27 protein-coding genes are annotated in these 25181 nt (G+C 74.0%); 12 read left to right on the top strand and 15 right to left on the bottom strand.

The genetic code is table 11. The annotated features are described in order from the left end of the window. Positions 1 to 94: 94 nt before the first annotated feature. Complete coding sequence (locus CXR04_RS33780) at positions 95 to 1156, top strand: LacI family DNA-binding transcriptional regulator (protein ID WP_101425995.1); 1062 nt, start codon at positions 95 to 97, stop codon at positions 1154 to 1156. Positions 1157 to 1205: 49 nt separating this feature from the next. Here CXR04_RS33780 and CXR04_RS33775 read toward each other — a convergent pair whose 3' ends face one another. Further along, entirely contained in the window at positions 1206 to 2081 is an 876-nt protein-coding gene (locus tag CXR04_RS33775; RefSeq protein ID WP_101425994.1) for a hypothetical protein, read from the bottom strand. A 257-nt stretch (positions 2082 to 2338) separates the two neighbouring features. On the opposite strand from CXR04_RS33775, the gene CXR04_RS33770 reads away from it, so the two are divergent. Continuing rightward, complete coding sequence (locus CXR04_RS33770) at positions 2339 to 2521, top strand: hypothetical protein (protein WP_101425993.1); 183 nt, start codon at positions 2339 to 2341, stop codon at positions 2519 to 2521. A 23-nt stretch (positions 2522 to 2544) separates the two neighbouring features. Here CXR04_RS33770 and CXR04_RS35380 read toward each other — a convergent pair whose 3' ends face one another. The 5 genes from CXR04_RS35380 to CXR04_RS33750 form a co-directional block, all read right to left on the bottom strand. After that, the gene (locus CXR04_RS35380; protein WP_164715901.1) at positions 2545 to 2715 is read right to left on the bottom strand and encodes a hypothetical protein; all 171 of its coding nucleotides are present in this window, start codon (positions 2713 to 2715) and stop codon (positions 2545 to 2547) included. A 119-nt stretch (positions 2716 to 2834) separates the two neighbouring features. Continuing rightward, the gene (locus CXR04_RS33765; protein ID WP_101425992.1) at positions 2835 to 3770 is read right to left on the bottom strand and encodes a cytochrome c oxidase assembly protein; all 936 of its coding nucleotides are present in this window, start codon (positions 3768 to 3770) and stop codon (positions 2835 to 2837) included. Positions 3771 to 3878: 108 nt separating this feature from the next. Further along, positions 3879 to 4607 carry a type 1 glutamine amidotransferase gene (locus tag CXR04_RS33760; protein ID WP_101425991.1) on the bottom strand — a complete coding sequence of 243 codons (729 nt, stop codon included), beginning with the start codon at positions 4605 to 4607 and terminating at the stop codon, positions 3879 to 3881. A gap of 28 nt (positions 4608 to 4635) precedes the next feature. After that, positions 4636 to 5874, bottom strand: coding sequence for a MurT ligase domain-containing protein (locus tag CXR04_RS33755; RefSeq protein ID WP_101425990.1), 1239 nt, complete (start codon positions 5872 to 5874; stop codon positions 4636 to 4638). 180 nt (positions 5875 to 6054) lie between these two features. Further along, a complete protein-coding gene (locus CXR04_RS33750) occupies positions 6055 to 6729 on the bottom strand; it encodes a TetR family transcriptional regulator (protein ID WP_101425989.1) in 675 nt (224 codons plus the stop codon). Between the two features lie 157 nt (positions 6730 to 6886). Between CXR04_RS33750 and CXR04_RS33745 the strand changes: the two genes are divergently transcribed. From CXR04_RS33745 to CXR04_RS33725, 5 genes are all read left to right on the top strand, one after another. Further along, complete coding sequence (locus CXR04_RS33745; RefSeq protein ID WP_101425988.1) at positions 6887 to 8113, top strand: acyl-CoA dehydrogenase family protein; 1227 nt, start codon at positions 6887 to 6889, stop codon at positions 8111 to 8113. Positions 8114 to 8199: 86 nt separating this feature from the next. Then, a complete protein-coding gene (locus CXR04_RS33740) occupies positions 8200 to 8907 on the top strand; it encodes a lysophospholipid acyltransferase family protein (RefSeq protein ID WP_101425987.1) in 708 nt (235 codons plus the stop codon). Between the two features lie 128 nt (positions 8908 to 9035). Further along, complete coding sequence (locus tag CXR04_RS33735; RefSeq protein ID WP_234380627.1) at positions 9036 to 9866, top strand: TIGR02452 family protein; 831 nt, start codon at positions 9036 to 9038, stop codon at positions 9864 to 9866. A 170-nt stretch (positions 9867 to 10036) separates the two neighbouring features. Continuing rightward, positions 10037 to 11419, top strand: a complete 1383-nt coding sequence (locus tag CXR04_RS33730; RefSeq protein ID WP_234380626.1) for an MFS transporter — start codon at positions 10037 to 10039, stop codon at positions 11417 to 11419. Next, positions 11416 to 12612, top strand: coding sequence for an FAD-dependent monooxygenase (locus CXR04_RS33725; protein WP_101425986.1), 1197 nt, complete (start codon positions 11416 to 11418; stop codon positions 12610 to 12612). The genes CXR04_RS33730 and CXR04_RS33725 overlap by 4 nt, the downstream gene beginning before the upstream one ends. Before the next feature lie 3 nt (positions 12613 to 12615). On the opposite strand, the gene CXR04_RS33720 is transcribed toward CXR04_RS33725, so the two are convergent. The 6 genes from CXR04_RS33720 to CXR04_RS33695 form a co-directional block, all read right to left on the bottom strand. Next, positions 12616 to 13308, bottom strand: a complete 693-nt coding sequence (locus CXR04_RS33720) for a response regulator transcription factor (RefSeq protein WP_101425985.1) — start codon at positions 13306 to 13308, stop codon at positions 12616 to 12618. Then, positions 13305 to 14630 (bottom strand): sensor histidine kinase, encoded by a 1326-nt coding sequence (locus CXR04_RS33715; RefSeq protein ID WP_234380625.1) that lies wholly within the window; start codon positions 14628 to 14630, stop codon positions 13305 to 13307. The genes CXR04_RS33720 and CXR04_RS33715 overlap by 4 nt, the downstream gene beginning before the upstream one ends. Positions 14631 to 14635: 5 nt before the next feature. Beyond that, positions 14636 to 16870 carry an MMPL family transporter gene (locus CXR04_RS33710; protein WP_101425984.1) on the bottom strand — a complete coding sequence of 745 codons (2235 nt, stop codon included), beginning with the start codon at positions 16868 to 16870 and terminating at the stop codon, positions 14636 to 14638. 191 nt (positions 16871 to 17061) lie between these two features. Beyond that, positions 17062 to 17580: a cupin domain-containing protein gene (locus CXR04_RS33705; RefSeq protein WP_101425983.1), complete on the bottom strand. Its 519-nt coding sequence runs from the start codon at positions 17578 to 17580 to the stop codon at positions 17062 to 17064. Positions 17581 to 17708: 128 nt separating this feature from the next. Next, positions 17709 to 18935, bottom strand: a complete 1227-nt coding sequence (locus tag CXR04_RS33700; RefSeq protein WP_101425982.1) for an RNA polymerase sigma factor — start codon at positions 18933 to 18935, stop codon at positions 17709 to 17711. 2 nt (positions 18936 to 18937) lie between these two features. Next, entirely contained in the window at positions 18938 to 19306 is a 369-nt protein-coding gene (locus CXR04_RS33695; protein ID WP_101425981.1) for a YciI family protein, read from the bottom strand. 189 nt (positions 19307 to 19495) lie between these two features. Here CXR04_RS33695 and CXR04_RS33690 point away from each other — a divergent pair, with 189 nt between their 5' ends. Continuing rightward, complete coding sequence (locus CXR04_RS33690; protein WP_101425980.1) at positions 19496 to 20704, top strand: MFS transporter; 1209 nt, start codon at positions 19496 to 19498, stop codon at positions 20702 to 20704. 89 nt (positions 20705 to 20793) lie between these two features. Here the strand turns inward: CXR04_RS33690 and CXR04_RS33685 are convergent, their stop codons facing one another. Then, the gene (locus CXR04_RS33685) at positions 20794 to 21102 is read right to left on the bottom strand and encodes a type II toxin-antitoxin system Phd/YefM family antitoxin (RefSeq protein WP_101425979.1); all 309 of its coding nucleotides are present in this window, start codon (positions 21100 to 21102) and stop codon (positions 20794 to 20796) included. Between the two features lie 82 nt (positions 21103 to 21184). On the opposite strand from CXR04_RS33685, the gene CXR04_RS33680 reads away from it, so the two are divergent. From CXR04_RS33680 to CXR04_RS33665, 4 genes are all read left to right on the top strand, one after another. Continuing rightward, entirely contained in the window at positions 21185 to 21820 is a 636-nt protein-coding gene (locus tag CXR04_RS33680; RefSeq protein WP_101425978.1) for an ATP-dependent Clp protease proteolytic subunit, read from the top strand. Positions 21821 to 21826: 6 nt separating this feature from the next. Next, a complete protein-coding gene (locus tag CXR04_RS33675; protein ID WP_101425977.1) occupies positions 21827 to 22150 on the top strand; it encodes a hypothetical protein in 324 nt (107 codons plus the stop codon). 103 nt (positions 22151 to 22253) lie between these two features. Further along, a complete protein-coding gene (locus CXR04_RS33670; protein WP_101425976.1) occupies positions 22254 to 22931 on the top strand; it encodes a GNAT family N-acetyltransferase in 678 nt (225 codons plus the stop codon). A gap of 29 nt (positions 22932 to 22960) precedes the next feature. Beyond that, on the top strand, positions 22961 to 23524 hold the full coding sequence (locus CXR04_RS33665; RefSeq protein ID WP_101425975.1) for a DUF6328 family protein: 564 nt from the start codon (positions 22961 to 22963) through the stop codon (positions 23522 to 23524). Between the two features lie 3 nt (positions 23525 to 23527). On the opposite strand, the gene CXR04_RS33660 is transcribed toward CXR04_RS33665, so the two are convergent. Both CXR04_RS33660 and CXR04_RS33655 read right to left on the bottom strand, forming a co-directional pair. Next, the gene (locus CXR04_RS33660) at positions 23528 to 24478 is read right to left on the bottom strand and encodes a serine/threonine dehydratase (RefSeq protein ID WP_101425974.1); all 951 of its coding nucleotides are present in this window, start codon (positions 24476 to 24478) and stop codon (positions 23528 to 23530) included. A 51-nt stretch (positions 24479 to 24529) separates the two neighbouring features. Continuing rightward, a complete protein-coding gene (locus CXR04_RS33655) occupies positions 24530 to 24958 on the bottom strand; it encodes an ATP-binding protein (RefSeq protein ID WP_101425973.1) in 429 nt (142 codons plus the stop codon). Positions 24959 to 25181: the final 223 nt, after the last annotated feature.

Genomic DNA, 25181 nt, shown 5'->3' with positions numbered 1-25181 from the left:
TAAATCATCGCGAATATTTCTGGGAAACCTAGGGTGAGGCCATGGGAAGGTCAAGACATCGCGCAGCGGCGGGCGGCGGGGCTACCATCCCGCCATGAGTGGTGCTGGAGTGCAGTTCGACGGAGAGGCCGCCGCGGCCGGCGAGGAGCCGCAGGCCACCGCCACGCTGGCGGCGATCGCGGAGGCCGCCGGCGTGTCGGCGTCGACAGTTTCGAAGGTCCTCAACGGCCGCTCCGACGTCTCCCCCGGCACCCGCGCCCGGGTCCAGGACCTGCTGCGCGAGCACGGCTACCGGCGCCGGGGCGGCGGCGCCCGCCAGGCCCCGCTGCTCGACCTGGTCTTCCACGAGCTGGAGAGCGCGTGGGCGATGGAGGTCATCAGGGGCGTGGAGAACGTGGCCAGGGCGGAGCGGCTCGGCGTGGTGCTCTCGGAGAGCGCCGGGCGGCTGACGCCGGGGCAGACGTGGGTGGAGGACGTGCTCGCGCGCCGGCCCGCGGGCGTCATCCTGGTGCTGTCGGACCTCTCCGCCGACCAGCGCGCGCAGTTCACCGGCCGCGGCATCCCGTTCGCGGTGCTGGACCCGGCCGGCGACCTCGCCGAGGACGTGCCCTCCATCGGGGCCACCAACTGGCAGGGCGGGCTGGCCGCCACCCGCCACCTGGTGGGCCTGGGCCACCGCAGGATCGGCGTCGTCGGCGGGCCGCCGACGATGATGTGCAGCCGGGCCCGTATCGACGGCTACCGCGCGGCGCTGGGCGTCGCCGGGCTGCCGGTGGACCCCGAGCTGATCCGGGAGGGCGACTTCCACCACGAGGCGGGCTACGCCGCCGGGCGGGAACTGCTCACCCTGCGCGACCGCCCCACCGCGGTCTTCACCGGCAACGACCTCCAGGCCCTCGGCCTGTACGAGGCCGCCCGCGAGCTGGGCCTGCGCATCCCCGACGACCTCAGCGTCGTCGGCTTCGACGACCTGCCGGTGGCCCGCTGGATCGGCCCGCCGCTGACGACCGTGCGGCAGCCGCTGATGGAGATGGCCGAGGCGGCGGCCCGGCTGGTGCTCGACATCGGCCGCGGCCACGAGCCGGTGACGCGCCGCGTCGAGCTGGCGACGAGCCTCGTCACCCGCAACAGCACGGCCCCGCCGCCCGAGCGCTGACGGCGCCCCGCAGGAACCGAAACTTTCGAACGGCAGACGCTCCCGGCACTCATCGCCGCGCGGCGGGCTTCGCGGCCTTGGGACCGCGGGCTGCACCGGGGTCGTGCAGGGCGGCCGGCACCGGCCCGGGGCGTATGACGGGCGCCGGCCTGCGGCGGCCCGGGCTCACCGCGAGCGTGTAGCCGACGAGCAGCCCGACCGACAGGACCGCGAGCCGCCCCGCGGCCGGCGGGCTGTCCGGCGGCGGGTCGTAGCCCCCGTCCTCCAGCCCCGCCGCCTGCTCGAAGTGGTTGTACGCGCCGGGGAAGAACACCTCGTCCGCCGCGTACAGCGCGGGAAACGCGGCCGGCCCCGCGAGCAGCGACCCCAGCGCCCACTGGTCGGAGTGGCGCGCCTCGTGCTCCGACAGCTTCCGCATCCGCGGCGACTGCGTCTCGGCCCGCTGGTCGGTGAGGAAGACGGTCCCGTACATCGTGCCCGCGCGGGCGAACCCGTCGTCGAGGACGACCGCGGTGGTGCCGTTCGCCGCGCAGTGGTACATCTCGCCGCCCTCCCCCGCCGCGTACAGCAACGCCGCGCCGGAGACGGGGGCGTTGAGGACCGTACGTGCCGTCTGCCACACCCCGCCGCCCTCCCCGTCCGCCGCGCACGGCCGCATCTGGCCGCCAAGCCCGAGCACCGCGAAGGCGCACGCGAGCACTGCCTGCACCACCGTGCCCCACACGACGATCAGCACCCGCCGCCGCGACGGCCGGGCGCCGCGCAGCGTGCCGACGACCGCGAGGAGCAGCCCCGTCAGCCCGCCGCAGATCAGGCAGGCCGCCCACCACACCACTCTGCGCTCGACCGGTCTCGCCGGGGCCCGCCGCTCGGCCGGGACCGTCAGGGAGGTGGGTCGCTCCAGAGTCGCTGTGCCGGCCGCCATCCGTCACCCCTGTCTCACGCCGACGCACTGGGCTCTGCGTGCCGCCGCGGACCCGGCCACAGCCGAACCCCGCCGTCGCGCGGCGGGGTTCGGCAACCTGAGTCGTTGCATGCAGTCGCAGACAAGTTCTCAGATTACGGTACCGTAACGAATTGACGTCGAACTGGCCTCGAATTCCGGCCGCTTACGACGGGAAGGGTGTGAATGGCTGCAGGCGGGATCCGCCAGGTGATCCCGTACCGAACGGAAGGGCGCTGATGGGCGACGAGGACGAGCAGGAGCCCGCGACGAAGGCCGGTCCCGCCGCCACCGGCGCGGCCGAACCCGAGGGCGGTGAGTCGGTGTGCTGGCTGGAACGCGTCTGCCCCGAGTGCGGGCGGCTCGCCGACTCCGCACCCCCGGTCCGCTGCACCCGCTGCGGCACCCTGCTCACCGGCTGACCGCGGGCCGCGGGACTACCCGCCTACCTCCAGGAGCCGCCGGTCAGCACCACACCGAGCGCGGCCAGCCCCAGGATGACCCAGCCGAACCAGAGCCATCCGCTGCTGCCCACCGACACCGTGTACGCCGTGATGACCACGAGACCGGCCACGGTACTCACGACCATGGCCTTCGCAGAACCGGGCTTGTCCATGCCGCCTCCACCAGCCGTCAGCCGACGGCCGTCCCCGCGCGACCGCACGCAACCTTGCCCCCATGGTCCCTCGCCGGGCACCGGTGCGGTAGTCGGAAGAGCGGCGGGTGTCCGCGCGGCTACTGTTCGCGAGCCTGGAGCGAGGCCAGATAGGCGTTGTACGCCGCCAGCTCCTGGTCCCCGTCGCGGTCCGCGGTGCGGTCGCTGCGCTTGGCGTGGCGCTGCTCGGAGTTGTACCACTGGTAGACCAGCGCGATGAGGACGAGCACCGAGGGGATCTCGCTGAACGCCCAGGCGATGCCGCCGGCGGCCTGCTGGTCGTCGAGGGCGTCGATGCCGAGGGACGCGGGCGGGTTGCTGTAGACGTCCACCATGGGCTCGCTGCCCATCATCAGCGCGATGCCGAAGAAGGCGTGGAACGGCATGCCCGCGAACAGCGTCAGCATCCGCATCACGTGCGTGGGCCGGTTCGGGCCGGGGTCGACGCCCATGATCGGCCAGAAGAAGACCAGGCCCACGGCCAGGAAGTGGATCATCATCCCGACGTGCCCGGCTCTGCTCCCCATCAGCGTGTCGAAGAGCGGGGTGAAGTACAGCGCGTACAGGCTCGCGATGAACAGCGGGATCGTGAACACGGGGTGCGTGATCACCATCAGATAGCGGCTGTGCAGCACCGAGACCACCGCGGAGCGCGCTCGGCCGGTCGGCAGCGCGCGCAGCAGCAGCGTCACGGGGGCGCCCAGGAGCAGCAGGATCGGCGAGAGCATGCTGATCACCATGTGCTGCACCATGTGCACGCTGAACATGGCCATGCCGTAGTCGTTCAGGCCCGTGCACATGACGAGAACGATGGTCAGCACGCCGATGGTGAACGCCACGGTCCGCCCGATCGGCCAGTCGTCCCCGCGGCGGCGCAGCCGGAGGACCCCGTACCCGTAGAGGGCGAGGGCCACGAGGGAGCCGATGAGGAAGACCGGCTCGCCGGTCCACTCCAGCCCGCGCCCCAGGGTGAACGGCGGAAGGTCCAGGTGGCCGCCGTGCCCGCCGTGGTCCATGTCGGTGTTGCTCCTTGTGCCGGTGATGCCCTGACTCAGGCTAGACCCGGCCCGTTCCGCCGCTTCGCCGGGGTACCCCGGCGGGGTGGGCCTGGGTCCGCGGCGGCGTCAGCGGGAGGCGCTGGCGGCGGCGATGCGCTCGTTGCGCAGGGCCTCGTACCAGCGGTCGTCGACCGGCGGCAGTCCCTGGGACTCCAGCGCCAGCCGGATCAGCAGGTCGGCGATCTGCGGGTTGCGGGCGAGCACGGGGCCGTGCATGTACGTGCCGAAGACGTTGCCGCTCCACGCGCCCTCGGTGCCGTCGCCGGTGCCGTTGCCGTGGCCGAAGCGGACCCGGGCGAGCGGCTTGGCGGTCGGGCCGAGGTGGGTGACGCCCTGGTGGTTCTCGAAGCCGGTGAGCTGGGGGAGGCCGAGCTGCGGGTCGATGTCGCCGAGCACGTCGCCGACGCAGCGGCCGGCCTGGCCGCGGCCGCTGGTGACATCGAGCAGACCGAGGCCCGGCTCCTGCCGGTCGAGGTCGTTGATGAACTCGTGGCCGAGGATCTGGTAGCCGGCGCAGACGGAGAAGATGATCGCGCCGTTGCCCGCGGCCCGGTTGAGGCCGCCGTCGCGGCGCAGCCGCTCGGCGGCGAGCCGCTGCGGGCGGTCCTCGCCACCGCCGATGAGGTAGATGTCGGCGGAGGCGGGCACGGGCTGGTCGGAGCGGACGTCGACGCGCGTGACGTCGTAGCCGCGCTGCCGCGCGCGGCGCTCGACGACGAGGGCGTTGCCCTGGTCGCCGTAGGTGGACAGCAGGTCGGGGTAGACCCAGACGAGGCGCAGGCTGGTGTCGTTCATGCGGTGGCTCCTTGGCGTCTCGTACGGGTCAGTTGCCGACACGGCGGCGCAGGTCCTGGAACGCGGTGTAGTTGGCGATGACCTCGATCCGGCCGGGCGGCGCGGCGGCGACGGCCTCGTCGACGTGCTCGCAGACGCGGAAGCTCTGGTTCGCCACCTCAAGCCGGACGGCGAGGTCGAGCTTGCGGTCGCCGATGACGTACAGCGGGTGGCCGGTGAGCCGGGTGTAGTCGACGTCCCACAGCCAGGAGGTGTCGGTGCCGTCGGCGCCGCGGGCGTTGACGGAGAGCACCACGGGGGTGGGCGGGGGGTCGATGAGGGAGAAGGTCTCCAGCCAGCCGGCCGGGTTCTTCGCCAGCAGCAGCCGCAGGTCACGGCCGCCGAACTGCACCGTGTCGTAGCGCCCGGCGACGGCGGTGACCTCCCACATCCGCTCCAGCGCCGTCTGCGGGTGCACGCCGAAGGCGGCGGCCACGGCGGCGGCGGTGGTGGCGTTGGCCCGGTTGGCCCGGCCGGGGAGCTGGAGGCGGATCGGCCAGGCGGCGCCGTGCGGGTCCAGCACGTGCTCGCCGGAGAGCGCCCAACTGGGTACGGGGCGGCGGAAGCCGCACTCGGCGCACAGCCAGTCCTCGCCGGGGCGCTGGAGCACGCCGCCGCAGGAGGGGCAGGACCAGGCGTCGTCCTTCCACTCCTGGCCGACGGCGACCCAGACGACGTTCGGGCTGGAGGAGGCGGCCCAGACCACGAGCGGGTCGTCGGCGTTGGCGACGACGAGGGCCTTGTTGCCGGCGAGGCCCTCGCGCCAGCGCTCGGCGAGCATGCGGGTCTCGGCGGCGCGGTCGAGCTGGTCGCGGGAGAGGTTGAGCAGGGCGATGGCCTTGGGGGTGACGTCGCGGGCGACGCCGGAAAGGTACTTCTCGTCGACCTCGATGACGCCGTAGCGCGCGTCGGAGCCGCCGGCGAGCGCCGAGGTGATGCCGGCGGGCATGTTGGCGCCGAGGGCGTTGGAGACGACGGGACCGGAGGCGCGCAGGGCCTCGGCGATCAGCCGGGTGGTGGTCGTCTTGCCGTTGGTGGCGGAGACGAGGACGACGTCGAGGTGGCCGGCGAGCCGGCCGAGCAGGTCGGGGTCCAGCCTGAGCGCGACCTTGCCGCCGATCACGGAGCCACTGCCCTTGCCCGCGGCGCGGGACACCGCTGCTGCCGCTTTGCCCGCCGTGACGGCCAGCTTGGACCGTGGCGACAGCGGTTCCGTGTTGCCTGCCATCGTCGTAGCTCCTCCTCGCGTGCCCGTGCGTGGTACGCCGCGGTGCTCCGGTGTCCTTCGTCCGCTGCCCGGCCTGCGGCGCGGCGCGGTAGCGGCCAGCCTACCGAGATCCGCGCCCGGCCCCGAATCGCGGCACGTCGCGGCGCTCGCGGGCGGGTCCCGTAGCGGCCCCGGAGGCCCCTAGAGGCCGGGTCCGCCGGCCTTGTCCGCGGCGGCGGCGAGCCGGCCCCAGAGCAGATCGGCGAGGCTCTGCACCAATTCCGCGCGGGTGCAGGGCCGTTCGTGCAGCCACCAGTCGCCCGCGGCGTGCATCATGCCGACGATGCCGTGGCCCCAGGCGCGGGCGATCACCGCGCCGCCGGGGCCGAAGTCGATGCGGTCGGCTATGACCTGGGCCAGCTCCTCGCCCAGCCGGCGGAGCAGCGGCGCGGAGTGGCGGCCGACCTCGAAGCCGCGCTCGCCTGACTCGGGGGACGCGGCCGGCTCCGGGATCTCCGCGACGCCGCCGTCGGCGGGGTGCATGAGGAACCGGTAGACCTGCGGGCGCGCCTCGATGGCCGAGAGGTACGTGTCCAGGGTGGCCTCGACCCGCTCGCGGCGGCCGGTGGGGGCGTCGAGCGCGGCGCGCAGGGCGGCGAGGAGGGCGTCGGTGTGGCGTACTGCGAGCGCGCGGTAGAGGCCGCCCTTGTCGCCGAAGTGGCGGTAGAGGATGGGCTTGGTGATGCCGGCCTCGGCGGCGATCGCGTTCATCGACGCGCCGGGGCCGTCGCGCAGGACCACCCGGTCCGCGGCTTCGAGCAGTTCGCGGCGCCGGTCCTCGGTCGCCTGCTCCCTCTCGCCGCGCCGGTTGTCCATGGAGACCGCTCCCCTGCTGGTCGATGCCCGAATGCCTGCGCAACCTAGCACCCCCGCGGCATGGCCCCCGCGGGCGTACGGGAGTTGACATCGTCTACTCGCGGGTAACAGACTTACGTTACCGACGGTAACGAATTGCGAAGGCTGCGGAGGCGCCATGTCTGAGTTCACGTTCGAGCTCAACGAGGACCAGAGGTCCGTCCAGGAGTGGGTGCACGGCTTCGCCGCCGACGTCATCCGCCCCGCCGCCGCCGAGTGGGACGAGCGCGAGGAGACCCCCTGGCCGGTGATCCAGGAGGCGGCCAAGATCGGCCTGTACTCCCTGGACTTCTACGCCCAGCAGTACTTCGACCCCACCGGGCTGAGCATCCCGATGGTCATGGAGGAGCTGTTCTGGGGCGACGCGGGCATCGCCCTGTCGATCGTCGGTACGGGCCTCGCCGCCGTCGGCGTGCTGGCCAACGGCACCGAGGAGCAGATCGGCACCTGGATCCCGCAGATGTACGGCGACGTCGACAACGTCCGGCTGGCCGCCTTCTGCTCCTCCGAGCCGGACGCGGGCTCCGACGTCTCCGCGATGCGCACCCGCGCCGTCTACGACGAGGCCAAGGACGAATGGGTGCTCAACGGCACCAAGACCTGGGCGACCAACGGCGGCATCGCCGCCGTGCACGTCGTCGTCGCCGTCGTCGACCCGGAGCTGGGCACCAAGGGGCACGCCTCGTTCATCGTCCCGCCGGGCACCCCGGGTCTTTCGCAGGGCCAGAAGTTCAAGAAGCACGGCATCCGCGCCTCGCACACCGCCGAGGTGGTGCTGGAAGACGTGCGCGTGCCGGGCTCCTGCCTGCTCGGCGGCCGGGAGAAGCTCCAGGAGCGGCTGGCCAGGGCGCGCGAGCGGGCGAAGTCCGGCGGCGAGCGGGTCAAGAACGCGGCGATGGCCACCTTCGAGGCGTCCCGCCCCGCGGTGGGCGCGCAGGCGGTGGGCATCGCGCGCGCGGCGTACGAGACGGCGCTGGAGTACGCCAAGACGCGGGTCCAGTTCGGCCGCCCGATCATCGACAACCAGGGCGTCGCCTTCCAGCTCGCCGACATGCGCACCCAGATCGACGCGGCCCGGCTGCTGGTCTGGCGGGCGTCCTGGATGGCCAGCGCGGGCAAGGGGTTCACCTCGGCGGAGGGCTCGATGTCGAAGCTGTACGCGGGCGAGGTGGCCAAGGACGTCACCGCGCGGGCGATGCAGATCCTCGGCGGCAACGGCTTCACCCGCGAGTACCCGGTGGAGCGCATGCACCGCGACGCCGCCATCTACACCATCTTCGAGGGCACGAGCGAGATCCAGCGGCTGGTGATCGCCCGGACCCTGGCCGGCGTCCCGATCCGCTGACTTCGGCCGCTCCTCTCCCCCCGGCGGGCGGCGCGCGGCTACTCTGCGAGCGCACGAGGACCGACCGGGGGAAAGGCGAGGCCGCGGTGTTCTACCACCTGCTGAAGTACCTGTTCTTCGGGCCGCTGCTGCGGCCGCTGTTCCGGCCGCGGATCGAGGGCCTGGAGCACATTCCGGAGGAGGGGGCGGCGATCGTCGCGGGCAACCACCTGTCTTTCGCCGACCACTTCCTCATGCCGGTCATGCTGAAGCGGCGCATCACGTTCCTCGCCAAGGCCGAGTACTTCAACGGCCCCGGCCTCAAGGGGCGGCTGACCGCCGGCTTCTTCCACGGCATCGGCCAGATCCCGGTCGACCGCCGGGGCCGCAAGGCGGCGCAGGCCGCCATCGAAGAGGGCCTGGGCGTCCTGGCCAAGGGCGAGTTGCTGGGCATCTACCCGGAGGGCACGCGCTCGCACGACGGCCGCCTGTACAAGGGCCGGGTCGGGGTCGCGGCAATGGCGCTGCGGGCGGGCGTGCCGGTCATCCCGTGCGCGATGCTCGGTACCCGCGAAGTCCAGCCGCCCGGGCAGAAGATCCCCAGCCTCGGCCGGGTCACCATCCGCTTCGGCGAGCCGCTGGAGTTCTCCCGGTACGAGGGGCTGGAGGACCACAAGGCCGTGCTGCGGGCCGTCACCGACGAGATCATGTACGCGATCCTCAGCATGTCGGACCAGGAGTACGTCGACCGCTACGCCCAGGAGGTCAAGGCCGAGCAGGAGGCCGCGAAGAAGAAGCCGCCGGCCGCGGCCTGAGGGAGCGCCCGTGGAAACCCGGTGGTCGCGGCCCGCCCCGGTGCGTACGGTCCTGGCATGACGAGGACAGCGGACCGCGCCGTCCCGGCGGCCCCCGGCACGGTACGGACCGGCCGCGGCGGTGCCCGGTGAGCGCGCGGCTGCGCGAAGTGGCGCGCGACAACGAGCGGATCCTCGCCGCCGGCGGGTACGAGACCGCGGGCCGGTGGGTGCCGCTGGGCGAGGCGGCCGCCCAGGCGGCGGACGGCACGCGGATGTACGGTCCCGGACCGGTCGCGGGCGCCGGAGGAGCCCCCGCGGACGGGCCGCAGGACACGCCGGCCGAGGTGACCGCCGAGACCTCGCTGGCCGCCGCCCGGCGGCTGGCCGGGGACGGGGCCGACCGCGTCGGCGTGCTCAACTTCTCCTCCGCCCGCAACCCCGGCGGCGGCTACGTCAACGGCGCCCGGGCGCAGGAGGAGGAGTTGTGCCGGGCCTCCGCGCTCTATCCGGCGCTGCTGCGGGCCCCGGAGTTCTACGCCGCCCACCGCACCGACCGCAGCCCCTTCTACACCCACCGCGTCATCCACTCCCCCGCCGTCCCGGTCTTCCGCGACGACGCGGGCGCCCTCCTCCCCGAGCCGTACGCCGTGGACTTCCTCACCTCTTCCGCCCCCAACGCGGGCGTTATCGCCCAGCGCACGCCGGAGGAGACGGACCGGATCCCCGCCGCGCTGGCCGGGCGCGCGGAGCGGGTGCTGGAGGTGGCGGCCGTCGCGGGGGTGACGGCGCTGGTGCTGGGCGCGTGGGGCTGCGGGGTGTTCCGCAACGACCCGGCGCAGGTGGCAGTGGCGTTCCGTACGCACCTGGCGCCCGGCGGGCGCTTCGCGGGGCGGTTCCCGCGGCTGGTGTTCGCCGTCTGGGACCGGCAGCCGCGGTCGGCCAACAGGGCCGCGTTCGAGGCGTCGTTCGCCGGCTGAGCACCCGGGCCGTGGTGCGTGGGGACCAGGACGCGTAGCGGGCTGGTCCGGGGGCACCAGGGGAAACCGGTGACGCCGGACGATGCCCCGCGAGGCGCCGGAAGGAAGTGTGGAAAGCGCGCCCGAACCGCGCTTCTTCCCTTCCCCACGGTGTCTGGAGTGATCCACAGGTGGCGGATTCCCCCGCCCGTACCGGGTGGCTGCCGATCGGCGCCCTCGGCTTACTGGCCCTGGCCCTCGGCACCCTGCAGTCGGTGGTGGAACCCGCGCTCCCGCTGCTGCAACGCGAGTGGGGGGTCAGCCCCTCCGAAGGGGCGCTGGTGGCCAACACGTTGCTCGTCACCGGCGCGGTCGTCACCCCCGTCGCGGGCAAGCTCGGCGACCGCTACGGCGGGAAGCGGGTGCTGCTCGGGCTGATGGCCCTGGTGTCGGCCGGCGGGCTGCTGGCCGGGCTGGCGCCGAACCTGCCGGTGCTGCTGCTGGGGCAGGTGTGCCAGGGCGTGATGGTCGGCGCGCTGCCGCTCTCGTTCATCCTCGTACGCACCCACCTCCCGGCGGCGCGGTCGCAGGCCGCCATCGGCTTCGTCATCGCGCTCTTCACCGGCGGCGGCATCGCGGGCACGATGCTCGCCGGGCCGGTCGCGGACGCCCTGTCGTGGCAGTGGATGTTCCTGCTGCCGACGCTCGCGGTCATCGCGACGACGCCGGCCGTGGCCCGGCTGCTGCCGCACGATCCGCCGGCCGCCTCGGACGAACGGATCGACTGGCCCGGAGTCGCGCTGCTGAGCGGCACGTTGCTCGCGTTCATGGTCGGGCTCGTGTCGGTGGCGCGGCACAGCCTGCCGCCGTACGCGATCGGCGCCCTCGCCCTGCTCGTGCTCGCCCTCGCCACCGGCTGGGTCGCCGTGGAGCGCCGGGCGGCCTCGCCGATGGTCGACCTGCGCATGCTGGCGAGGCCCGTCATGTGGCAGGCGTGCCTGCTCACGTTCGTCATCACCACCAGCCTCGGGATGGTGGTCTTCCTGCTGCCGCAGTTGTTCGCGCTGCCGGCCGTCGGGTACGGCTTCGGGGCCGACACCACCGCGATCGGCTGGTACCTGCTGCCCGGCGCCGTCGCCGGGGCGCTGAGCGACTCGGTCGGCGGGCTCGCGGCGCGGCGGTTCGGGCCGCGCACCGTGGTCCTCGCGGGCGCCGTCGTCACCGCGGTGACGATGACCGCCCTCGCCGCGCTGCACTCGTCGGCGTGGCACCTCGTCCTCGCGAAGGTCCTGACCGCCTTCGCCGCGGGCGTCGGCACCACGGCGCTGGTCGCCCACACCGCGGCGGCCGTCGACCCCCGGGACACCGGCATCGCCACCGGCCTGCTCGTGGTGACCCGGGTGATCGGCGTCGCGCTGGGCGCCCAGATCGCCGGCGCGGTCCTCGACGCCGGAGCCGGACCGGCGGGCCTGCCGGCCGAGTCGGCGTTCACCACGGGATTCGCCGTCGCCGGGATCGCCGCCGCGCTGTCGCTGCTCGCTGTCCGTATCACGAAGAAGGGAGTCCACGTATGAGCACCACCGGGAAGCGCACGGTGCTGATCTCCGGGGCGAGTGTGTCGGGACCCGCGCTGGCGTACTGGCTGCACCGGGCCGGATTCGCCGTCACGGTGGTGGAGAAGGCCGCCGCGCTGCGGGACGGCGGCTACCCCATCGACATCCGCGGCACGGCGATCGAGGTGGTCCGGCGGATGGGTATCCTGCCGCACCTGCGGGACGCGCACATCGACTCGCGCCGCTTCACCTTCTTCGGCGCGGACGGCGGGGAGGTGGCCGCGGTCAGCGCGCGGGCCGTCTCCGGCGATACGGCGGCCAGGGACCTGGAGGTACGCCGCGGCGATCTGGCCGTGAGCCTGTACGCGCTCGTCCGGGACGACGTGGAGTTCCGCTTCGGCGACTCCGTCGAGCACCTGGAGCAGTCCGGCGGCGGGGCCGACGTGACGTTCCGCAGCGGGCTGCGGCGGACGTACGACCTGGTGATCGGCGCGGACGGCATGCACTCGCGCACCCGGGAGGCACTGTTCGGCCCCGAGAAGCGGTTCCACCGCTATCTCGGCTACTGGTTCGCCCTCTTCACCATGCCGAACACCTTCGGGCTCGCCCGCGAGGTGGTGATGTGGAACGCCCCGGGGAAGGCTGCCGCCCTCTACGCGGTCGGCGCCCACGAAGAACTGCACGCCTTCCTCACCTTCCACCGGCCGCACCCGCCGCTCGACGGCCTCCGGCACCCTGACGCCCAACGGGAGCTGGTCGCCGAAGCCTTCGCGGGCGCGGGCTGGGAGGTCCCGGCGATCGTCGGGGCCCTGCGCGCCGCGGACGACCCGTTCTTCGACACCGCCGGGCAGATCCGCATGCCGCGCTGGTCCCGCGGCCGGGTCGCGCTCGTCGGCGACGCCGCGTACGCACCCTCGTTCCTGACCGGCCAGGGCACCAGCCTGGCGCTGGCCGGCGCGTACATGCTCGCCCACGCGCTGGCCGCGCACCCCGATCACGCGTCGGCGTTCGCCTCGTACGAGCGCGGGGTGCGCGGCTTCGTCGCCGCGAACCAGGCGCTGGTCGACGTCGGCGGCGCCGCGCTCTTCCCCACCACGGCCCGGGCCCTGGAGCGGCGCAACGCCGCGCTGCGCGGCCTCAGCACGATGCCCGCCGCGCCCCCGCGCACCGCCCACTCGGCGCTGACGCTGCCGGAGTTCGCCGTGCGGCCGTGACGCTCACACCTGGCGGTCGCCGTCGCCCTCGGGCGTGGCCCGCACCAGGCCCGTGCGGTACGCGATGACGACGAGCTGGGCCCGGTCGCGGGCCTCAAGCTTCGTCATCGCGCGCTGCACATGGGCGCGGACGGTGAAGGGGCTGAGGAACATCCGCTCGGCGATCTCCTGGTTGGACAGGCCGGTGGCGACCAGCGCCACCATCTCGCGCTCGCGCGGGGTGAGTACGGCAAGCCGTTTCGGGTGGTGCCGCGGGGCGTCGTCCGGGGTGGCGAGGAAGCGGGCGACCAGCGAGCGGGTCGCGGCGGGCGACAGCAGGGTGTCGCCCGCCGCGATCGTACGGACGGCGTCCACCAGTTCCTCGGCCCCGATGCCTTTGCCGATGAAGCCGCCGGCCCCCGCGCGCAGCGCCTGCGCGACGTACTCGTCCGTCTCGTACGTGGTGAGGATCAGGATGCGGCTGCCGCGCAGCTCCGGTTCCGCGGCGATCTCCGACGTGGCGGTGAGGCCGTCGACGTCGGGCATGCGGATATCCATCACCACGACGTCCGGGCGCAGTTCGCGGGTGAGGTGCACCGCCTCCCTGCCGTCGGCGGCCTCGCCGACCACGGTGATGTCGTCGGCGGTGTCGAGGAGCATCCGGAACGCACCGCGCAGCAGTGCCTGGTCGTCGGCGAGCAGCACCCGTAGCGTCACTGCGCCTCTCCCGTCTCTTCTGCGGCGTCTGTCGGGTCGTCCGTCTTGTCGTCCGTCTTGTCGTCCGTCTTGTCGTCCGTCTTGTCGTCCGTCTTGTCGCCGCCCGTTCCGCGCGCCGTGTCCCTGGCCGCGGGGAGGGGCAGTTCCGTGGAGACGAGGTAGCCGCCCTCGGGGCGGCTGCCCGCGGTGAGGCGTCCGCCGACCGCGGTGGCGCGTTCGCGCATCCCGATCAGACCGTAGCCGGGCCGGCGCTCGGGCGCGGCGGCGTCCGGCGCCGTACGGGCGCCGCGGCCGTCGTCGGCGACGGTGAGGGTCACGATGTCGCGGTTCCAGACGAGGCGCACCCGCGCGCGGCCGGTGCCGGCGTGCTTGGTCACGTTGGTCAGGGCCTCCTGGACGATGCGGTACGCGGTGAGGTCCACCCCCGGCGGCAGCGGCCTGGCCGTGCCCTCCTGCTCCAGCGACACCTCCAGACCCGCGCGGCCGAAGGAGTCGAGGAGCGTGGGCAGCCGGGACAGCCCGGGCGCCGGTTCCGCGGGCTCGGCCGCGTCCCCGGACTGGCGCAGCAGCCCGACCGTCGCGCGCAGGTCGTCGAGCGCGTCGCCGGTGGTCCTGACGAGTTCGGTCAGGCTCTTGCGGGTCTGCTCGGGGCGGGAGTCGAAGAGGTGGGCCGCGACCGTGGCCTGCGCGTTGGCCAGGGTGATCTGGTGGGCCACGAGGTCGTGCAGCTCGCGGGCGATCCGCAGCCGCTCCTCGGCCACCCGGCGGCGCGCCTCGCTCTCCCGGCTCTTCTCCGCCCGCCGGGCCCGCTCCTCCACGGCCGCCAGATAGGCCCGCCGGTTGTGCGCCGAGTGCCCGAGCACGCCGGCCACCATCGGGAACGCCGCCACCGAGCCCATCCGGCTCGCGTCCTGCCAGGACAGGTCCTCGAACCAGGGGGTGGCGGCGAGCAGCAGCGCCGCGGACGCGAGCGACACCACGACCGCGGCGCGCCGTTCGGTACGGGCGTGGAGCGCGTACGCGTAGGCGGCGATCACGGCGGGGGCCATGATCGGCGGGCTCAGCAGGAGGCCCAGCGGCGGCACCAGCAGCCCGGCCGCCGTCGTGGCCGCCAGGGCGGCCAGCGGCGCCCTGTGCCGTACGGGCAGCACGGCACAGGACGCCACGGCGATGACGTAGGCGGCTGCGGGCGGCGCGGTCAGCGTGTCGTCGACCTGGACCACGCCGCCGAGCAGGCAGAGCGTGAACGCAGTCGCCGTGACCGCCGCCTCCCGCCACCGCGTACGGCGCGGTCGCCGGCCGCCGCCACCCGGGTCCGTCATGCCGGTCAGTACCGGCCGGCGGGCAGCCGCGGCACCGACCCGCTCGCGGGGGCGGGGGCCCGCCTGCTCAGCGCCTCGCCCTCGATGTCCACGTTCGGCAGCACGCGGTTCAGGATACGAGGCAGCCACCAGGCCCGGTGGCCGAGCAGCGCCAGGACCGCCGGCACGATCGCCATCCGGACCACGAAGGCGTCGAAGGCGACGGCGGCGGCCAGGCCCACGCCCATCGTCTGGATGGTCGGGCTGCTCATCCCGACGAATCCGGCGAACACGCTGATCATGATGATCGCCGCGGCGGCCACCACCCGGCCGCTGTGCCGGAACCCGTGCACGATCGCTTCGCCGGGCGAGGCGCCGTGGACGTAGGTCTCCCGCATCCGGGTGAGGAGGAAGACCTCGTAGTCCATGGCGAGCCCGAAGACGATGCCGATGATGAGGATCGGCATCAGCGACATGACGGGCCCGGTCTGCTCGATGCCGAGCAGGTCCGCCCCCCAGCCCCACTGGAAGACGGCGACGAGGACGCCGAAGGCGGCGCCGACCGACAGCAGGAAGCCGAGGGCGGCCTTGAGCGGGACCAGGACCGAGCGGAAGACCACCGTCAGCAGCAGCACCGCCAGGCCGATGACCACGGTCAGATACGGCAGCAGCGCGTCCGACATGGCTGCCGAGATGTCGATGTTCATCGCGGTGGTGCCGGTAACCAGGACCTCCGCGCCCGTGTCGGCTTCGACACCGGCGGCCTCGTCCCTGATCGAGTTCACCAGGTCCTTGGTCTCGCCGCTGTTCGGCGCGGTCTCCGGGACGGCGGTGAAGAGGGCTGTCTCCCCGGCCTTGTCGAGCACCGGGTCGCCGACCGAGGCGACGCCGTCGAGGTCCCGTACGGTCTCGGCGACCCGCTCGGTGGCGGCCTCGGTGTCCGCGGCCTCCGAGGTGTCGACGACCACGGTCAACGGGCCGTTGAAGCCGGGCCCGAAGCCCTCCGACAGCAGGTCGTAGGCGCGCCGCTGGGTGGTCTCGACGGACTTCGACTCGTCTCCCGGCAGCCCGAGTTCGAGGCCCAGCGCCGGTACGGCGACGGCGCCGAGGCCGAGCCCCGCGACCAGCAGCACGGCCACCGGCCGCCGCAGGACGAAGCGCGCCCAGCGGACGCCGAGACCGGGCCGGCCGACGGTGGCGGGCACGGCGTGCGGGCGCTCGCCGGCCCGCCGGGCGGCCTTGCGGGCGGCCCGGGACAGCACCCGCCGGCCGGCGAAGCCGAGCATCGCGGGCACCAGGGTGAGCGCGACGAGGACGGCGAGCGCCACGGCACCCGCGCCGCCCATGCCCATCTTGGTGAGTTCGGGGATGCCGACGACGCCGAGGCCGACCAGGGCGATGAAGACCGTCGCGCCGGCGAAGACCACGGCCGATCCGGCCGTGCCCACCGCCCGGCCGGCGGCCTCCTCCGGCTCGCTGCCGCGGGCGAGTTCGTCGCGGAACCGGGAGGTGATGAAGAGCGCGTAGTCGATGCCGACCGCCAGCCCCAGCATCAGCGCCAGGATGGCGACGGTGGACGTCAGGCCCAGCGGCACGGCCAGCGCGGAGACCAGCCCGAAGGCGATGGCCACCCCCGCGAACGCGGTCAGCAGGGACAGCCCGGCGGCGACCAGCGAGCCGAGGGCGAGGACCAGCACCACCGCGGCCACCGCCACGCCGATGATCTCCGTCGTCCCGCCCGGCTCCTCCTCCGCGTCCAGCGCGGAACCGCCGATCTCCACGGTCAGCCCGGCGTCCCCGGCCTGGTCCGCGGCGTCCTCCAGGGCGCTTTTCGTCGGCCCGGTCAGGTCCACGGCGTCCGCGGTGTAGGTGATCGTGGAGTAGGCGATGGTGCCGTCCTCGCTGATGTCACCGGCCTCGTACGGGTCGGTGGCCGACGCGACCTGACCGCCGCCCGCCAGCGAGTCGAGCGCGTCCGCGACGGCCGCCTTGTGCTCCTGCGCCGTCACCCGCTGCCCGTCGGGCGCCCGGAAGACCAGGCGGGCCTCGGCGCCCTGCGCGTTGCTCTCGGGGAAGCGCTCGTCGAGCAGGTCGAAGGCTTTCTGCGACTCGGTGCCGGGCATGGAGAGGTCCTCTTCCTCCCCGGCCGGCGCCGCGGCCGCGGCGACCCCGGCCAGCACCAGGGCGACCAGCCAGGTGCCGCCGACGAGCCGGCGCCGCCGGAAGGCCCACCGCCCGATCCGGTACAGAAAAGTGGCCACTTCTCGATCACTCCAGACACCCGTAGGAAGGGGGAGAACGCGGGAATCCCGCGCCCTGCCCACACTCCCGTCCGGCGCCGGGCGGGACATCGTCTGCCGTGGCCGTTCTCGTCTGGTGCGCCCGGACCAGACGGCGGCGTCTCCTGGTGCCTGCGCACCATGGACCGCGCCCGGGCCGGGGCACCCGCCGGTTACTCCGCGTCGTCCTCGAAGTCCTCCACGAAGAAGCTGTCGTGCCGGATGCGGAACTGCTTCAGCTCCTCGCCGCCGCGCCGCGACATCTCCGCGACCCGCTCGAAGTACTCCTCGCGCGGCGCGCCCGGGGAGAAGAGCATGAGCACGCGGACGGGGTCGTCGGTGGCGTTCCTGAAGGCGTGCAGCCCGCCGACGGGCACGTACAGGAAGTCCCCGCCGCGCCCCGTCACCCACCTGTCGCCGTCGTACAGCTCCAGCTCGCCTGAGACCACGTAGAAGGACTCCGACATGGCCTTGTGGAAGTGCGTCTTCGCCCCGGGCGAGCGCGGGCCGAGCTGCACGTCGTACAGCCCGAACTCACCGCCGGTCGACTCCCCGGTGGCGAGGTAGCGGGTGAAGCCACCGGGCGAGGTGAGGTCCGGCGGGTTGCCGGCCGGCCGGAACGTGGCGTTCACCTCGCCTCTCTCACCGTGGTAGCGGGGCTCGGGGTAGACGAGGTCTTCGGGGTACGACATGGGGGCGCTCCTTCCGGCGGGTCCTCCGGCATCGTTTCCCGGGCGCCGCCCGGGCGGCATCGGGCAACCGGATGATCTTCGCCGGCCCCGGGCCGAGGCCCGCGGACCTACGCCGCGGGTGGGGCACGTCAGCCGTGCTTCGCGCTGAGCCGGTCGGCGCGGCGGGTCAGGTAGTCGTGCTCGGGCAGGCTCGCGGTGCGCTGCGCCGCCTCGCGGTACGCGCGGACGGCGGCCCATGCCTCGCCGGACTCCTCCAGCAGGTGGGCGCGTACGGCGAACCACCGGTGGTGACCGCCCAACTCCCCGGCCAGCTCCTCGCAGGCGGCCAGGCCGGCCCGGGGGCCCGCGACCATGGCGAGGGCGACCACGCGGCCGAGCTGCGCCATCGGGCTGGGGTCGAGCCGCTCCAGGAGGTCGTAGAGACCGAGGATCTGCGGCCAGTCGGTGTCCTGCGCGAGCTCCGCCTCGTCGTGGACGGCGGCGATGGCCGCCTGGAGCCGGTACGGCCCGACCGGCGGGCGCGGCAGGACCTCGGTGAGGATCGCGATGCCCTCGTCGATGAGTTCGCGCCGCCACAGCCCGCGGTCCTGCGCCTCCAGGGGCACCAGCCTGCCGTCGCCGTCGAGCCGCGCCGGGCGGCGGGCGTCGGTGAGCAGCATCAGGGCGAGGAGGCCCGCCAGCTCGGACTGCTCCGGCAGGCTCTCCCTGAGCTGGCGGGTCAGCCTGATCGCCTCGCCGGAGAGCTCCACCCGCGCCAGCTCCGCCCCGGTGGCGGCCGAGTAGCCCTCGTTGAAGATCAGGTAGAGCACCCGCAGCACGATCGGCAGCCGCGCGGACCTGGTGGCGGCGTCGAGAACCCCGAACCCGCCACCCGCCGCCGCGACCGCCCGCTTGGCGCGGGAGATGCGCCGCGTCATGGTGTCGGCCGGCACCAGGAACGCCGCCGCGATCTCGGCGGTGGTCAGCCCGCCGACCGCCCGCAGGGTCAGCGCCACTTGGGAGACCGGCGACAGATCCGGATGGCAGCACAGGAAGAGGAGGTCGGCGGTGTCGTCCGCGGCGTACTCCACCGGAGCGGTCAGCCGCGCCTCCGCCTCGGCGGTCCGGAGCTCGCGGCGCCGGCGCGCGGACTCCGAGCGCCACATGTCGGTGAGCCGGCGGCTCGCGACCGTGACCAGCCAGGCGCGGGGGTCGGCCGGCACGCCCTCGGCCCGCCACTGCTGCGCGGCCGCCAGCATCGCCTCGCTGACCGCGTCCTCGGCCCGGTCGAAGTCACCGGTACGCCGGGTGAGCGCGCCCAGCACCTGCGGGAGCAGCTCCCGCAGGTGCGCCTCCAGCCGGGCGTCGGTCACCACGGCTACAGTTCGTCGGCCGCGCCGCCGGGGCCGAGCAGCGGCCTGACCTCGACGCCCCAGTGCCGGGCGTCCGGGAACCGGGCGGCGATCTCCACGGCGCGGTCCATGGATTCGCAGTCGACGAGCCAGTAGCCGGCCATGTGCTCCTTGAGTTCGAGGTAAGGACCGTCGGTGGCGAGCGTCTGCCCGTCCCGTACCCGGACCGACCTGCCGGCCGGCGGTCCCGCCAGCGGGTCGCCGGCCAGCCACTCGCCGGACGCCGTGCAGTCCGCCAGCAACTGCTCGTAGTCCGCGCCCATCCGCGCGTGCTCGCTCTCGCTCAGCGCCTCCCACTCCTCGGTCGAGGCGTAGATCATCAGCAGGTACTTCACGGTGCGCTCCTCGTCGTCGGGCGGAACCCCTCGTCCCGCCGCTCGCCCCCTGGTCGAAGCCACCGCGCCGAACCGGACACGCCGCCTCCCACCGATTCCTACCAGGCAGCCGTGTCCGGTTCCCGGATACGCCGCCGACCACGGGCGCCCGGCGGCACACCCGGTGCCGCCACGCCCGAAGGAGGACTCGTGCGCACCCAGGCAGGCGCCCGCGGCACGCGGCGGGCGAACCACGTACTCGGCACGCTGTTCCTCGGCATGTTCGTCATGGGCGATGCGGAGCTGCTGGTGGTCGGCGTGCTCGACGTCATGGCGCGCGACCTCGACGTCGCGGTCTCCTCGGCCGGGGCGCTGGTCACGACGTACGCGCTCGGCCTGGCCTTCGGCGGGCCGCTCCTGACCGCGCTGACGATGCGGCTGGACAAGCGCGCCGTCCTCGTCGGCGCCCTCGTCCTGTTCATCCTGGGCACCGTGGTCGCGGTGACCACGACCAGCTTCGGCCTGCTGCTCGCGTGCCGGGCCCTGACCGGTGCGGCGGCCGGTCTCTACGACGCCACCGCGTTCGCGGTGGCGCTCGCGAGCGTCCCGCCGGAGCGGGCGGGACGCGCGATCGCGGTGGTCATCTCCGGTGTGTCCGTGTCGGCCGCTCTCGGCGTGCCGCTGGGCACGGTGGTGGGCAACCTGCTCGGTTGGCGCGGCACGTTCGTGGCCGTGATCGTGCTCGCCGGCGCCGCCCTGGCCGCGGCCATGGCGCTGGTCCCGTCCGTGCCGGCGGCGGAGGGGAGCGCGGCCGACCAGGCCCGGCACGCGTTCGCGCCGCGGGTCCTCGCCGTGCTGGGGCTGTGCTTCCTGGTGTTCGCGTCCACCTACGCCGCACTGACCTACATCGTGCCGTTCCTCGCGGAGACCACCGGCGTCTCCGGCGCGGCGGCGGGGGTGTTCCTGCTGGCGTACGGCGCCGCCACGGCCATCGGCTCCTTCGGCGGCGGCCGGTTCGCCGACCGGAACGCCGCGGGAACGCTGGTGGCGGGAACGGCGGGCTGTGCCCTCGCCCTGCTCACCCTCTGCGTCCTCGGCGCGAACCCGGTCGTCGTGGCCGTGACGATGCTGGCCTGGGGTCTCTGCGTCTTCGGCATGGCACCTGCACTGCAGTACCGCGTCGTCAGCCTGGCAGGACCCGGCGGCGGTCTCGCGCAGTCGCTGCCGGCCTCCGCGATCAACACCGGCATCGCCTTCGGCTCGTTCGCGGGCGGCGCTGCGATCGACCGCTTCTCGGTCCAGGCCGCGTTCCTCACCGCGCTGGGCATCGCCGTTGCGGCCTTCGCGGTCGCCGCGGCCACCCGCCGCCTCGCCCCGTCCCCGGCCGGGGAGCCCATGCCGGCCTCGAAGCAGGGTTGACGCGTTCGATCCCCCCGCCAGGTCGGTTGCGTGGGCGGCCGGCTGCGTCACGGCCGCGCACCGTCGACCGGCGTCCCGCGCTCCTGCGGTCAGGCGGGGCCCTCGCCGCTCGCACGGGTGTCGGGGGCACGGTGTTCGGCGGCGATGCCGAAGCGGCGTTCGCCCGTGGCAGATCCGGCGGGGCGGGCGGTGTGGACGCCGGAGACGGTGGTGATGATCTGCTCCTCGGCGGGCGGGTTCTCCAACTCGTCGAGTTTTTCCAGGTCGGCGGCGGAGACGAGGGCCACGAGGGGCTTGCCGTGTCGCGTGACCACGACCCGCTCGCCGCCGTAGACCACGCGGTTGATCAAGTCGGCCAATTCTGCGCGGGCTTGCGTCACCGGAATTTCGTACGCCATGCTCCCAGCATAACCGGATGTACGTCCTGTACATTTTGCACCGAGGATCATGAAACCGAGAGAGGGAGAGGTGCCGACGGCCATGGACAGCCCCACGGCGCGCTACGTGCTGCCGGAGTTCACCGAGCGGACGAGCAGCGGGGTGCGCACGCAGGATCCGTACTCGAAGCTGCTGGAGGAGCGGATCGTCTTCCTCGGCACACAGGTCGACGACACGTCGGCGAACGACGTGATGGCCCAGCTCATGCATCTGGAGCACGCCTCCCCCGACCAGGACATCTCGCTGTACATCAACTCCCCGGGCGGCTCGTTCACGGCGATGACCGCGATCTACGACACGATGCAGTTCGTCACCAGCGACATCGAGACCGTCTGCCTCGGGCAGGCCGCCTCCGCCGCCGCCGTGCTGCTGGCCGCCGGCACCCCCGGCAAGCGGTACGTGCTGCCCGGCGCGCGCGTGCTCATCCACCAGCCGTCGTTCGCCGAGCCGGTGCAGGGACAGGCGAGCGACCTGGAGATCTACGCGCGGGAGCTGCTGCGGCACCGCGCCCTGCTGGAGGAACTGCTCGCCCGGCACTCCAGCACGCCGATCGAGCAGATCCGCGAGGACATCGAGCGCGACAAGATCCTCGACGCCGAGCAGGCCATCGCATACGGGCTGGCCGACCGGATGACCGAGAGCCGCAAGGGCACGAGCTCCGCGCACTACGGGAGGTGACGGACCGTGCTGCCGCCAGAACTGCCGCCGCTGCCCGCGCTCACGCGTGCGGAGTCGGAGGTGATCGACCGCTATCTGGACGCCGTCGACCAGTTGGGCCGGATCAACCCGGCGCGCGGCACGGACACGTACGCGGGCCTGCGCGCCGCGCAGGCGCTGGTGCGCACCGCGGTCGGGCTGCGGGACGCGCTGGCGCTGATGCACGAGCGGCGCGAGACGCAGATCCACGCGGCGACCATGGCGCGTGCGCTGCGGGTGCTCGACGGGGAGCGGCGCACCCGGCTGGTGGCGGTGCCCCCGGGGCCGCAGGAGCCCGACGGGGCGCCGTGACGGGCGGGCGGGGGCGGGTGGCGTACGGCCGGATAGGTTGGCCGCGTTCCGCCCGCCGCGCTTCGAGGAGCCAGCCGTCATGTGTCCGCAGCCCGTTGATCCCGTGCCCCTGACGACGCCCGGGTACGGAGCCGGCGGGCCCGGCGGCGGCCGGCTCGCCGCGCTGCTGGCCGCGGCCGCCCGCGGCGACTTCCCGCCGCCGGACGGAGCGGTCACCGTGCTCCCGCAGCCGTCGCCCCGGGACGCGGGCGTCCTCGCGCTCACCGGCAGCCACGTCGTCTTCGCCGACGCCGACCCGGCGTGGATACGCGGCCTGCTGCCCGCAGACGACCTGTCCGCGCCGCTCAACCCGCCGTTCCTCGGCGCCCTCACCGCCCGCCTGGGCCGCACCGTGAACAACATCGACGCCCTGCTGGTCGCCGATCCCCTGCCGGGCCCGCCGCCGCTGCCGCTCGCGCCCGACGCCGACGGCACCCACCCCCGGATCCGCCGCGCCCTGTGCCACCGCGACGGCGTCCGCGCCTGGACCGTCCCCGGTGCCACCGTGCTGCTGGGCCGTGGCGTCGCCGGGCGCTGGGAGGCCGCCGTGGAGGTCGAGCCGGGCGCCCAGGGGCGCGGGCTGGGGCGGCGGCTGGCGGTGGCGGCCCGGCACCTGGTACCGCCGGGCGAGCCGCTGTGGGCGCAGGTGGCGCCGGGCAACGCGGCGAGCGTGCGGGCATTCCTTGCCGCCGGGTTCCGGCCGGTGGGCGCGGAGGCGCTGCTGGTGGTAGACGAGGAGTAGGACGGGCGGAGCGGGCAACCGGGAAGGGCATGGACCGAGACCGGAACGAGGACGAGCACGGCACGACGGCGCCTGCCGCGGATGCCGCTTCCGATGCGGCATACGTGCGCCACGAGACCGCGCTGGAGCGGGACGACCGCAACTTCGTGGAGCTGCTCCAGGAACTGCGGGTGACGCAGACGGGCGTACAGATCCTCTTCGCTTTCCTGCTGACCCTCGCCTTCACCCAGCGCTTCACCGAGCTGGACTCGCTGCAGCGCGGCACGTACGTGACGACCCTGCTGCTCTCCGTGGCCGCGGCGGTGCTGCTCACCGCGCCCGCGGCCGTGCACCGGGGGCTGTTCCGGCGGCACGCGAAGCGCCGCATCGTCGATGTCTCCTCGCGGCTGGCGGCGGCGGGCCTCGGCGTGCTGGCGCTCGCGCTGTCCGGGGCCGTCCTGCTCGTGGTGGACGTCGTCCTGGGGCGCCCGGCCGGGGTCGCGGCGGGCGCGGCGGTGCTGGCGTTCATCGCGGCCCTGTGGGCGGTGCTGCCGTGGGGGCTGAGCAGGAGCCTCGCCGCGCGCGCGGCGAGGCAGGACGGCGGGCGGGGCTGAGGGTCAGAGCGTGCCCGGGTCGGTGTTCGCGCCGCAGAGCACGACGGCCACCCGCTCCCCCGCGCGCGGCTTGTACGCACCGGTGGTCAGCGCCGCGAGCGCCGTACCCGCGGCGTGCTCGACGACGAGCCGGTGCTCGTCCCACAGCCGCCGCCGGGCCGCCGCGATGTCGGCGTCGGCGACGAGCACCGAGGTGCTGCCAGGACGCTGCGCCCAGGCCAGCGCGTCGCCCGACACCCGGGAGGCGCCCAGGGAGTCCGCGGCGATCGAGTCCACCGGGACGTCCACCACCTCCCCGGCCGCGAGCGCCGCGTGGAGCGCGCGGCAGTTCTCCGGCTCGACGGCGACGACGCCGATCCCCCGCTGCGCCGCGGCCGCCGCCACGCCCGCGTACAGCCCGCCGCCGCCGACCGCGACGACGACGGTGTCGACGCCGCCGGGCACCGCCGCGGCGATCTCCGGCAGCAGCGTCCCGGCACCCGCGGAGATCAGCGGGTGGTCGTAGGCGTGCGAGACGAGCGCGCCGGTCTTCGCGGCCATCGCGCGCGACGCGGCCAGCGCCTCGCCGTACGTGCGGCCCGTCAGCCGGACGTCGGCGCCCAGGCCGCGTAGCCGCTCGACCTTGAACTCCGGTGCGGTGGCGGGCAGGAAGACGTGCGCGGGGACACCGTGCCGGGCGGCGGCCCAGGCGCAGGCCAGGCCGGCGTTGCCGCCGGAGGCGATGAGCACGCCGGCGTCGGGCATGGTGCCGGCGGCGGCGTGGGCGGAGGTGAAGTTCAGCGCGCCGCGCGCCTTGAAGGAGCCGGTGTGCTGGAGGAACTCAAGCGCGAACCACACCTCGGCGTCCGGTGCCACCCCCGGGCCCGCGGGCGCGACGGCGACCGGGCGGACCCCTCCCGCGATGCGCTGCGCGGCGGCGTGGACGTCCTCGTGGCTGATGGGCTGGTCGGTCATGTCTCCAGGGTGGACCAGCGAGGTCCGCGGAGGGGGTCCCGGGGGTGTGCGTCAGGCCACAGAGGCGGGCCGCCAGGGCAGGGCGATCCACACCGTCTTGCCGCCGTCATCCGTCGGCGTCACGGACACCCGGCCGCCGGACTCCGCGACGAGGCACCGGATGATGACCATGCCGCGCCCGTTGTCCTGCTGGACGGCGGCCGGCAGCCGGCGCGGCCAGCGCGGGTGGCTGTCGCTGACGCCGACGCGCAACTGCTCGCGTACGAGCACCATCCGCACGGTGAACGTCGGGGACTGCCCGCGGGTGTGCTGGACGGCGTTGGTGGCCAGTTCGGAGACGACGAGCCGGACGGTGTCCGTCGCGTCCGTGCCTTCCGGGAGGCCCCATTTCCCGAGAATGTCAGTGACATATTTACGCGCCTGCGTGACAGAAGCAGCCTCACTCGGCAGCGTGACGGATGCATCCTGCTGGTCTGCCATTGCGACGCCGTCCCTTTCGCACGCGTGTGCCGGACTCCGACGCGTGCCTGGCGAAGTCGAGGACCGCTTCAGGTTGTTGTTCGCGCCACGGTGCCATCGATCGTGCCCGGCGCGCGACCCCTCCACCAAGTTATGCATATATCTGTCGCTCGAAGCGGTGAACTCTGCGGCGAGAGACTGTATTTGGGCGGCAGACTGGCCAGTTGTCACGCGTTCGGCCGAG

It is taken from the genome of Streptomyces sp. CMB-StM0423 (assembly GCF_002847285.1).
In the GTDB taxonomy this organism is placed as follows: Bacteria; Actinomycetota; Actinomycetes; order Streptomycetales; family Streptomycetaceae; genus Streptomyces.
The sequence above is the reverse complement of the archived record's forward strand: the minus strand, read 5'-3'. Positions and strand labels throughout refer to the sequence as shown.

Excerpts from the sequence above, each read along its gene's own strand:
- CXR04_RS33780 (WP_101425995.1), top strand. The coding sequence starts at position 95 with ATGAGTGGTGCTGGAGTGCAGTTCGACGGAGAGGCCGCCGCGGCCGGC.
- CXR04_RS33775 (WP_101425994.1), bottom strand. The coding sequence starts at position 2,081 with ATGGCGGCCGGCACAGCGACTCTGGAGCGACCCACCTCCCTGACGGTC.
- CXR04_RS33770 (WP_101425993.1), top strand. The coding sequence starts at position 2,339 with ATGGGCGACGAGGACGAGCAGGAGCCCGCGACGAAGGCCGGTCCCGCC.
- CXR04_RS35380 (WP_164715901.1), bottom strand. The coding sequence starts at position 2,715 with ATGGACAAGCCCGGTTCTGCGAAGGCCATGGTCGTGAGTACCGTGGCC.
- CXR04_RS33765 (WP_101425992.1), bottom strand. The coding sequence starts at position 3,770 with ATGGACCACGGCGGGCACGGCGGCCACCTGGACCTTCCGCCGTTCACC.
- CXR04_RS33760 (WP_101425991.1), bottom strand. The coding sequence starts at position 4,607 with ATGAACGACACCAGCCTGCGCCTCGTCTGGGTCTACCCCGACCTGCTG.
- CXR04_RS33755 (WP_101425990.1), bottom strand. The coding sequence starts at position 5,874 with ATGGCAGGCAACACGGAACCGCTGTCGCCACGGTCCAAGCTGGCCGTC.
- CXR04_RS33750 (WP_101425989.1), bottom strand. The coding sequence starts at position 6,729 with ATGGACAACCGGCGCGGCGAGAGGGAGCAGGCGACCGAGGACCGGCGC.
- CXR04_RS33745 (WP_101425988.1), top strand. The coding sequence starts at position 6,887 with ATGTCTGAGTTCACGTTCGAGCTCAACGAGGACCAGAGGTCCGTCCAG.
- CXR04_RS33725 (WP_101425986.1), top strand. The coding sequence starts at position 11,416 with ATGAGCACCACCGGGAAGCGCACGGTGCTGATCTCCGGGGCGAGTGTG.
- CXR04_RS33715 (WP_234380625.1), bottom strand. The coding sequence starts at position 14,630 with ATGACGGACCCGGGTGGCGGCGGCCGGCGACCGCGCCGTACGCGGTGG.
- CXR04_RS33705 (WP_101425983.1), bottom strand. The coding sequence starts at position 17,580 with ATGTCGTACCCCGAAGACCTCGTCTACCCCGAGCCCCGCTACCACGGT.
- CXR04_RS33685 (WP_101425979.1), bottom strand. The coding sequence starts at position 21,102 with ATGGCGTACGAAATTCCGGTGACGCAAGCCCGCGCAGAATTGGCCGAC.
- CXR04_RS33680 (WP_101425978.1), top strand. The coding sequence starts at position 21,185 with ATGGACAGCCCCACGGCGCGCTACGTGCTGCCGGAGTTCACCGAGCGG.
- CXR04_RS33665 (WP_101425975.1), top strand. The coding sequence starts at position 22,961 with ATGGACCGAGACCGGAACGAGGACGAGCACGGCACGACGGCGCCTGCC.
- CXR04_RS33660 (WP_101425974.1), bottom strand. The coding sequence starts at position 24,478 with ATGACCGACCAGCCCATCAGCCACGAGGACGTCCACGCCGCCGCGCAG.
- CXR04_RS33655 (WP_101425973.1), bottom strand. The coding sequence starts at position 24,958 with ATGGCAGACCAGCAGGATGCATCCGTCACGCTGCCGAGTGAGGCTGCT.